The following is an 8,498-nucleotide window of genomic DNA, read 5'->3' as shown; positions in this document are numbered from 1 at the left end:
TAACCCCCCTTTATTATTTGTTTGCGCCCCTCACCAAACCCCCCCCCAACCCCCACCCCCCCCCCCCGGCGGCGCGGCCCACCCCCCGCCCCCCCCCGCGCCCCTGGACGGAGACGTGACCTACCCACGGCCGGATCGGGTATTCCGAATGCCCCTTCGAGCTGCAGAAAAGAACGAGCGGGGGCCGAAAGGCCCCCGCTCGCCGTGGTACGGGATCAGACGCGCGCGACGCCGTCGGCCACGGCCTGGGCGGACACGGCGGCGATCACGGCGGGCGCCACGCGCTCGTCGAACGGGCTCGGGATGATGTACGTCGGCGAGACGTCGTCGCCCACCACGCCGGCCAGCGCGGTGGCCGCGGCCACCTTCATGTTCTCGGTGATCGTGCTGGCCCGCACGTCGAGGGCGCCGCGGAAGACGCCGGGGAAGGCCAGCACGTTGTTGATCTGGTTGGGGAAGTCGGAGCGGCCGGTGGCGACGACGGCGGCGTGCTTGGCGGCCACCTCGGGGTGCACCTCGGGGGTGGGGTTGGACAGCGCGAACACGATGGAGTCCGGCGCCATGGAGGCGATGGCGTCCTCGGACACGGTGGAGCCGGACAGCCCGAGGAACAGGTCGGCGCCGGCCAGGGCCTCCTCGGTGGAGCCGGTGTGTCCCGCCCGATTGGTGTCGCGGGCCAGCGCCTGCTTGACCGGGTTGAGGCCCTCTCTGCCGTCGTAGATCATGCCCTTGGAGTCGGCCACGGCGATGTCGCCGATGCCCGCCTCCAGCAGGATGCGGGTGACGGCGACGCCCGACGCGCCGGCGCCGGCCACGACGGCGCGCAGGTCGCCGAGCGAGCGGCCGGTCACGCGGGCCGCGTTCTGCAGCGCGGCCAGCGCCACGATGGCGGTGCCGTGCTGGTCGTCGTGGAAGACCGGGATGTCGAGCAGGCCGCGCAGCCGCTCCTCGACCTCGAAGCAGCGGGGCGCGCTGATGTCTTCGAGGTTGATGCCGCCGAACGAGGGCGCGAGCCGGACCACGGTCTCGACCAACGCGTCGACGTCGGTGCAGTCGAGGCAGATGGGGACGGCGTCGACGTTCGCGAACTCCTTGAACAGCAGCGCCTTGCCCTCCATCACGGGCATGGCGGCCGCGGGACCGATGTCGCCGAGGCCGAGCACGGCGGTGCCGTCGGAGACGACGGCGACCACCCTGGAGGCCCAGGTGTAGTCGTTGACCAGGGCGGGAGTCTCGGCGATGGCGGAGCAGACCCGGGCGACGCCGGGCGTGTAGGCGAGGGACAGGTCGTCGGCGTCGCGGACCTGGACCGTGGAGCGGATCTCGATCTTGCCTCCGCGGTGCAGCGCGAAGGCCGGGTCCTGATCGAGTGTGTCGATGGAAGCAGCAGAAGCGGGCGTGGCAGCCACAGCGACCCCTGGAGTCATTGGTAGCGGGAAGTAAACCTTCGGCCGACGTGCGCGAGCGGGCTGGCTTCTGTAGCTGCCAGGAACCCCTCGCCGAGCGTCTCGTGAGGGGGTTCGGGGGTCACCCGTCTCCCCATAGTGCCACATGGTGAGATGGTGTCGGGATCGGTGCGGTGTCGGGCCTGACGCCGTTCTGTTGACGCATCGTTAAACGCCCGATGACGGACCGCAGCAAAAGCCATTTAAACTGCACAAAACGCAAGTTTCGTGGCATTTCACTTCGAGGAGGCCGTACATGGCCCTCAGTCCCCAGGGCCGCCGGGGTTACGCCGTCGGCGCGCTCGCCCTGACGGCTGCTCTCGCCCTGACCGCGTGCGGCAGCGAGTCCAGCTCCGGCTCCGGCACCACCAGTGCCAGCGCCTCCGCCGCCGGCGGCAGCGGCGCCACGCTGGTACAGCCCGGCAAGCTCACGGTCTGCACGAACATCCCGTACGAGCCGTTCCAGTTCAAGGACGCCGACGGCAAGATCGTCGGGTTCGACGTGGACATCGTCGATCTGGCCGCCAAGAAGCTCGGCGTCGAGCAGAACATCGTCGACATCGACTTCGCCGTGATCAAGAGCGGCGCGGCGATGGCGGCCGGCAAGTGCGACGTCGCCGCGGCCGGCATGACCATCACTCCCGACCGGCAGAAGAACATCGACTTCTCCGCCCCCTACTTCGACGCCACGCAGGCCCTGCTGGCCAAGAAGGGCACGGGCGCGACGTCGCTCGCGGACGTGAAGGCCAAGGGGCTCAAGCTCGGCGCCCAGGCCAGCACGACCGGTCTCGACTACGTCAAGAAGAACGGGTTCGACCCCACCGAGTACGCCGACTCCTCCAAGGAGCTGCTGGCCCTCCAGGCCGGCCAGGCCGACGTGATCGTGCAGGACCTGCCCGTGGTGCTCACCTGGCTGAAGAAGCCCGAGGTCGCCGCCAAGTTCGAGCTCATCGGCAGCCTCGACACCGGCGAGCAGTACGGCATCGGCCTGAAGAAGGGCGCCGACCCCGTCCTGCTGAAGACGATCAACGACGAGATCGCCAAGGCCAAGGCGGACGGCACCTACGAGAAGATCTACGTGAAGTGGTTCGGCAAGAAGCCCGGCGAGCTGAGCTGATCCATGGCCGACCAGCCGAAGACGGCTGAGCCTGGCCGCGCCAGGCTCAGCCCCCGGAAGAAGCAGCAGGTGCGCCGCGGCGTCCAGTACATCGTGCTGGTCCTCGCGCTCGTCGCCGTCGCCTTGTACGCCGACTGGGGCAGCCTCGCCCAGAACTTCGCCAAGATCGACGTGGCGAAGGAGGCACTGCCCGACCTGTTCACCGTCGCGCTGCGCAACACGATCATCTACACGGTGGGCGGGTTCCTCTTCGCGTTCGTGTTCGGGCTGCTGCTGGCCCTCATGCGGCTCTCGCAGGTCCTGCCGTACCGGTGGATCGCGATCGTCTACATCGAGATCTTCCGCGGCCTGCCCGCGCTGCTGATCTTCCTGATGATCACGTTCCTGCCGCTGGCGCTGCCGGGCTTCCAGGTGCCCGGCGGCACGTACGGACAGGGCATACTCGGGCTCGGGCTGGTCGGCGCCGCCTATCAGGCGGAGGTCTTCCGCGCGGGCCTGCAAGCGGTGCCCAAGGGGCAGACGGAGGCCGCCAGGTCCCTGGGCATGTCCGCCACCAGGGCCCAGGTCACCGTGGTGATCCCGCAGGCGATCCGCATGGTCATCCCGCCGACCACCAACCAGTTCGTGTCGCTGCTGAAGGACTCGTCGCTGGTGCTGTTCCTCGGGGTGTCCGGCGAGTACGTCGAGCTGGCCAAGTTCGGCAACGACCTGGCCTCCCAGTACGCCAACGCCACGCCCATCATGGTCGCCGGCATCACGTACCTGATCGTCACCATCCCGCTGGGTTATCTCGCCTCCCGGCTGGAGGGGCGAAAGGGGAGGACGCGATGACACACGCCATCGAACTGCGCGACCTGCACAAGTACTTCGGCAGGAACGAAGTGCTCAAGGGCATCGACATGACCGTCGAGCCCGGCCAGGTGGTCTGCGTCATCGGCCCCTCGGGGTCGGGCAAGTCCACCCTGCTGCGCTGCGTGAACCTGCTGGAGGAGCCGACCAGGGGCAAGGTGTTCGTCGAGGGCGTCGAGGTCACCGACCCCGACGTGGACATCGACGCCGTACGCCGCCGCATCGGCATGGTCTTCCAGCAGTTCAACCTGTTCCCGCACATGACGGCGCTGGAGAACGTCATGATCGCCCAGCGGCGGGTGCTGAAGCGCGGCAAGAAGGAGGCCGAGGTCGTCGCCAGGGAGAACCTGGACAAGGTCGGCGTCGGCGCCAAGTGCGACGCCCTGCCCGGCCAGCTCTCGGGCGGCCAGCAGCAGCGCGTGGCCATCGCCAGGGCGCTGGCCATGAACCCCGACCTCATGCTCTTCGACGAGCCCACCTCGGCGCTCGACCCCGAACTGGTCGGCGACGTGCTCACCGTCATGCGCAAGCTGGCGGAGGAGGGGATGACCATGCTGGTGGTCACCCACGAGATGGGCTTCGCGCGGGAGGTGGCCGACCGGGTGGTGTTCATGGACGGCGGAGTGATCGTCGAGGACGGCGTGCCCGCCCAGGTGATCGGCGATCCGCAGCAGGAGCGCACCCGCGCCTTCCTGCACCGCGTCCTGCACCCCGAGGGCTGAGCGCCGCGGCCGGGGCGCCCGCGTCGAACGCGGGCGCCCCGGCCACCGCTCACCGGCATGCCGGAGCCCCGGCCGCCTGTTTCGCCGGGCCTGCCCACCTCTGCTGTAATGGATCGGGATGGACCTCACCTCTTACGCCGAGTGGGCGGTCCGGCTGGCCAACGATCCCGAGCCGCCGCCCGAGCTCAGGCGGTTGCGTGACGAGCTGGCCGGCGTGTTCGACGCGGCCGGCGACGACCGGGCCGTGGCCGGGCTGCTCAACGCCCTGCTCGTGCGCTATCCCGTACGCCCCCAGCTCTCCGACCACGACGGCCCCTGGCACCTGCACCTGGCCGACGACCCGGCCGCGACCGCCGTGATGGGCCTGGCCGCGGTCGTCGCCGAGCTGGGCGTGGACCGGCTGGGCCGCTGCCGGGAGCCGCACTGCGGCCTGGCCTTCCTCGACACCTCCTCCAACCGTTCCCGCCGCTACTGCTCGGCCCGCTGCTCCAGCCGCGCGAACGTGGCCGCCTTCCGCGCCCGCCGCAGGAACGACGCCCCAGCCCCCTGAACGGCCCCTCAGCGCCGCTCCCCCGCGGTCTCCACGCGGACCCCACAGCCTGCTCAGCCCCGTTTCACGCCCCGTTTCCCGCCCCGTCGCCGCCACGGCCAGTAACGCAGCACCACGCGGCCCACGATGTCCTCCACAGGGCCGAAGTCCCAGCTGTCCCTGCGCCCGCCGGCCCGCTGGTTGTCGCTCTCCAGCCACCACCCGTCCGCCCCGTGCCACTGGGCCCGTTTTACGATGAGCCGATCGGGATCGCCGGGCAGCCGGGCCACCACGAGGTCGCCAGGACGCACCGCGGCGCCCCTCCGTACGAGCAGCCAGTCGCCCGGCACCAGCGCCGGCCGCATCGAGTCGCCCTCGACACGCACTCTCATCGGCCGCTACCCCCTAGTCCGCAGGTGTTGAGACACGAGTAAGGTCGGTTGTGGACCAAGCTGATTCAGCATCCAGGAAGGATTTTCTGATGCTCGCACGACTGCTACGACCCAAGCATGTCGCTTCCGCCCACTGCGACCTGCCCTGCGGCGTCTACGACCCCGCTCAGGCCCGCATCGAGGCCGAGTCGGTCAAGGCGATCATGGAGAAGTACGCAGGCAACGAGGACCCGGTCTTCCGCGCCCGCGCCATCACCATCAAGGAAGAGCGCGCCGAGCTCGTCAAGCACCACCTGTGGGTGCTGTGGACCGACTACTTCAAGCCGCCGCACCTGGAGCAGTACCCGCAGCTGCACCAGCTCTTCTGGGACGCCACGAAGCTGGCCGGCGCGGCGGGTGCCAAGGGCACCGTCGACGTGGCCAAGGCCGAGGACCTGCTGGGCAAGATCGACGAGATCTCGAAGATCTTCTGGGAGACCAAGGCCGCCTAAAACGGCACAAAAGGCTCTGCGTGGCGGCAGGCCGCGCAGAGCCTTTTCCGTTGATGGCGAGTCTGAATAGTCCAAGCACCGCTCAGGGGCGGTAAGTTGCAGTCAGCGTCGGATTCGCGAGGAGGAACGTGACCGAGGAAACCGAGACGCGCGCAGAAGGCGTGGCCGGCATCCGTGACGTGGTGAGCATCAGGCTCCCCGCGGCGAGTGCCTACCTGTCTGTGCTGCGTACGGCTACCGCCGGACTGGCGGCGCGGCTTGACTTCACCCTGGACGAGATCGAGGACCTGCGGATCGCGGTCGACGAGGCCTGCGCGATGCTGCTCAGCGAGGCGGTGCCCGGCACCGACCTGACCGCGGAGTTCGAGCTCACCGGGCAGGAGATGCAGGTCAGGGTCGAGGTTGCCACCGTCGGCAGCTCCGCGCCCAAGCGTGACGACTTCGCCTGGATGGTGCTGACCGCCCTGGCCGACGACGTGGACGCCGTGACCGACTCTCCTGATCGCATGGCGATCGTCCTGCGCAAGCGCCGAGGCGCGGCCCACAGTGCGGCGGGGCCGGCGTGACGGAAAGGACTGGAGCCATGGCCACGAGCGAACACGCCGTGCCCGACAGGGTGCGCGCCCGCATGCTCTTCGCCGAGCTGGCCGAGCTGGGCCCCGAGGAGCCGCGCCGCCAGCGCATCAGGGACGAGCTGGTCGAGCTTCACCTTCCCCTGGTCGAATACCTGGCTCGCCGCTTCCGCAACAGGGGCGAGTGGCTCGACGACCTCACCCAGGTCGCGACCATCGGTCTGATCAAGTCGATCGACCGGTTCGACCTCAACCGCGGTGTGGAGTTCTCCACCTACGCCACGCCCACCATCGTCGGTGAGATCAAGCGGCACTTCCGCGACAAGGGCTGGGCGGTGCGCGTGCCGCGCCGGCTGCAGGAGCTCAAGCTCTCGCTGACCAAGGCGATCAGCGACCTGTCGCAGCGTGAGGGCCGCGCGCCGACCGTGTCCGAGCTGGCCACCTACCTGAAGATGACCGAGGAGGAGGTGCTCGAAGGGCTCGAGTCGGCCAACGCCTACTCCACGGTCTCCCTCGACGCGCCCGACTCAGGTGACGACGACGCCCCCGCGGTGTCCGACTCCCTCGGCATCGTGGACGAGTCGCTCGAAGGCGTCGAATATCGCGAGTCGCTCAAACCGCTGCTCGAACGGCTGCCGCCGCGGGAGAAGCGCATCCTGCTGCTGCGTTTCTTCGGCAACATGACGCAGTCGCAGATCGCCACCGAGCTGGGCATCTCCCAGATGCACGTCTCGCGGCTGCTCGCCCGCACCCTGGCCCAGCTGCGCGAAGGCCTGACCGCCGACGACTGACCGCGACTAACCGTCGCCGTAGAGAGCATGGGTGGTGGGGGGCGCCAGCAGCGTCGCGAGTCCCGCCAGTGCCACCACGATCAGCGGGATGCCGAGCTGCGGCAGGTCCGACGTGATGAGCGTCCCGCCGACGGGGAGCATGAAGATCTGGGTCACCACGGCCGGCGACCTCCCCCACCGCTCCATCTGAAACAGCCCGCCCCACGCCACCCAGAGCAGACCGGCGCCGACGAGCAGCCCGAACACCGCCTCCGCCACGGCGGAGGTCATGTCGTCGGGTGTCCCGGTCAGGGTCTCCACCGCGACGAAGACGCCGAGCCCGAGCGCGACCAGGCCCTCCACGGCGACTACCGCGGCGGCGATGAGAAGGGTAAGCGGGCGACCGTTCACGGTCCGTACCCTACCCTCCGGGCCGGTTGCCCCGAGAAACGGGACGTTCGGCCGATAAGCCGGACAACCTCACCGGCTACGCTGGCGATATGCGCGCCATGCTGCTGGTCAACCCCAAGGCCACCACCACGAACGCCCGTACCCGGGACGTGCTGATCCGCGCGCTCGGCGCGGCGGTGCAGCTCGCCGTCGAGGAGACCCGCTACCGCGGCCACGCCGCGGCGCTGGCCGCGACCGCCCGGGCCAAGGGCTACGACGTCGTCGCCGTGCTCGGCGGCGACGGGACGATCAACGAGACCGTCAACGGCCTGCTGAACCCCGTGAACGGCGACGCGACCCCGCTCAAGAACGAGTACACCGACGACCCGAGCGCGGGCCGGCCGGCGCTCGTGGTCATCCCCGGCGGCAGCGCGAACGTCTTCGCCCGCGCGCTCGGCCTGCCGAACGACCCGACGGAGTCCACCGGAGTCGTGCTGGAGGCGCTCAGGGAGGGCCGGCGCAGGACGGTGGGTTTGGGGCAGGCACTCTGGGAGGGCCAGTCCCGATATTTCACCTTCTGTTCGGGGATGGGATACGACGCAGAGGTTGTACGGGCCGTGGAGGGCCTGCGGGGCACCGGCCGTAAGGCTACCCCCACACGGTATGTGAACACGGCCCTGAGGCACTATCTGGCCACGGACAAGCGGCATCCCGCGATGACGGTGACCGGTCCCGGCATCCCGGCGGCCAGAGGCGTCTTCATGGCGATCATCTCCAACACCTCACCGTGGACGTACGTGGGCAGCAAGCCCGTCCGCCCGACCCCCTGGGCCAGTTTCGAGACGGGGCTCGACCTCCTGGGGTTGCGCCGGATGGGCCCGATGACGCTCGCCGGAGTCATTCGTCATATCCTTACGGAGAGTGACATTCTTCCGTCCGGCCGGAACCTCGTGCAGCTCCACGACGAGGCCGAGTTCACGCTCACCGCGCAACGCCCGGTGGCCTTTCAACTGGACGGCGACTACCTGGGCGAACGCGAATCAGTAACTTTCCGGTCTACCCCGAACGCGTTACAAGTGCTGGTCTAGCTGGTTACATTCGGTCATTGTGTGACGCATCCGACATCCATAACCGCCAAAACTTCCCGTCAACCCCCTTGCGTGCACTCTCCGTGGCTGAAAAGCTCAGGGATGTCGGAAGGTAGGACCTTTAACACCCCAA

Annotated in this window: 11 protein-coding genes; 8 read left to right on the top strand and 3 right to left on the bottom strand. The window is 69.1% G+C overall.

Features of this window, described 5'->3' with window-relative positions; translation table 11 throughout:
- Nucleotides 1–215: 215 nt before the first annotated feature.
- The gene (locus AB0C27_RS55445; RefSeq protein WP_357863281.1) at nt 216–1,427 is read right to left on the bottom strand and encodes an NADP-dependent malic enzyme; all 1,212 of its coding nucleotides are present in this window, start codon (nt 1,425–1,427) and stop codon (nt 216–218) included.
- Between the two features lie 274 nt (nt 1,428–1,701).
- Here AB0C27_RS55445 and AB0C27_RS55440 point away from each other — a divergent pair, with 274 nt between their 5' ends.
- From AB0C27_RS55440 to AB0C27_RS55425, 4 genes are all read left to right on the top strand, one after another.
- Nucleotides 1,702–2,562, top strand: coding sequence for an ABC transporter substrate-binding protein (locus AB0C27_RS55440; RefSeq protein ID WP_357863278.1), 861 nt, complete (start codon nt 1,702–1,704; stop codon nt 2,560–2,562).
- Between the two features lie 3 nt (nt 2,563–2,565).
- Entirely contained in the window at nt 2,566–3,393 is an 828-nt protein-coding gene (locus AB0C27_RS55435; RefSeq protein ID WP_357863275.1) for an amino acid ABC transporter permease, read from the top strand.
- The gene (locus AB0C27_RS55430) at nt 3,390–4,133 is read left to right on the top strand and encodes an amino acid ABC transporter ATP-binding protein (protein WP_357863272.1); all 744 of its coding nucleotides are present in this window, start codon (nt 3,390–3,392) and stop codon (nt 4,131–4,133) included. The genes AB0C27_RS55435 and AB0C27_RS55430 overlap by 4 nt, the downstream gene beginning before the upstream one ends.
- A gap of 118 nt (nt 4,134–4,251) precedes the next feature.
- Nucleotides 4,252–4,683 (top strand): CGNR zinc finger domain-containing protein, encoded by a 432-nt coding sequence (locus tag AB0C27_RS55425; protein ID WP_357863269.1) that lies wholly within the window; start codon nt 4,252–4,254, stop codon nt 4,681–4,683.
- A gap of 53 nt (nt 4,684–4,736) precedes the next feature.
- Here AB0C27_RS55425 and AB0C27_RS55420 read toward each other — a convergent pair whose 3' ends face one another.
- Nucleotides 4,737–5,054 carry a S24 family peptidase gene (locus tag AB0C27_RS55420; protein ID WP_357863267.1) on the bottom strand — a complete coding sequence of 106 codons (318 nt, stop codon included), beginning with the start codon at nt 5,052–5,054 and terminating at the stop codon, nt 4,737–4,739.
- Nucleotides 5,055–5,143: 89 nt separating this feature from the next.
- On the opposite strand from AB0C27_RS55420, the gene sodN reads away from it, so the two are divergent.
- The 3 genes from sodN (at nt 5,144) to AB0C27_RS55405 (ending at nt 6,908) form a co-directional block, all read left to right on the top strand.
- The gene (gene sodN, locus AB0C27_RS55415; protein WP_106252185.1) at nt 5,144–5,545 is read left to right on the top strand and encodes a superoxide dismutase, Ni; all 402 of its coding nucleotides are present in this window, start codon (nt 5,144–5,146) and stop codon (nt 5,543–5,545) included.
- A 128-nt stretch (nt 5,546–5,673) separates the two neighbouring features.
- Nucleotides 5,674–6,111 carry an anti-sigma factor gene (locus AB0C27_RS55410; protein ID WP_106252184.1) on the top strand — a complete coding sequence of 146 codons (438 nt, stop codon included), beginning with the start codon at nt 5,674–5,676 and terminating at the stop codon, nt 6,109–6,111.
- Between the two features lie 17 nt (nt 6,112–6,128).
- Complete coding sequence (locus AB0C27_RS55405; protein ID WP_346110346.1) at nt 6,129–6,908, top strand: RNA polymerase sigma factor SigF; 780 nt, start codon at nt 6,129–6,131, stop codon at nt 6,906–6,908.
- 6 nt (nt 6,909–6,914) lie between these two features.
- Here AB0C27_RS55405 and AB0C27_RS55400 read toward each other — a convergent pair whose 3' ends face one another.
- Nucleotides 6,915–7,298: a hypothetical protein gene (locus tag AB0C27_RS55400; protein ID WP_357863262.1), complete on the bottom strand. Its 384-nt coding sequence runs from the start codon at nt 7,296–7,298 to the stop codon at nt 6,915–6,917.
- 89 nt (nt 7,299–7,387) lie between these two features.
- Here AB0C27_RS55400 and AB0C27_RS55395 point away from each other — a divergent pair, with 89 nt between their 5' ends.
- Nucleotides 7,388–8,365 carry a diacylglycerol kinase family protein gene (locus tag AB0C27_RS55395; RefSeq protein WP_346110348.1) on the top strand — a complete coding sequence of 326 codons (978 nt, stop codon included), beginning with the start codon at nt 7,388–7,390 and terminating at the stop codon, nt 8,363–8,365.
- Nucleotides 8,366–8,498: the final 133 nt, after the last annotated feature.

The sequence above is a fragment of the Nonomuraea sp. NPDC048882 genome (genome assembly GCF_040649755.1).
GTDB lineage: Bacteria > Actinomycetota > Actinomycetes > Streptosporangiales > Streptosporangiaceae > Nonomuraea > Nonomuraea maheshkhaliensis.
The sequence above is the reverse complement of the archived record's forward strand: the minus strand, read 5'-3'. Positions and strand labels throughout refer to the sequence as shown.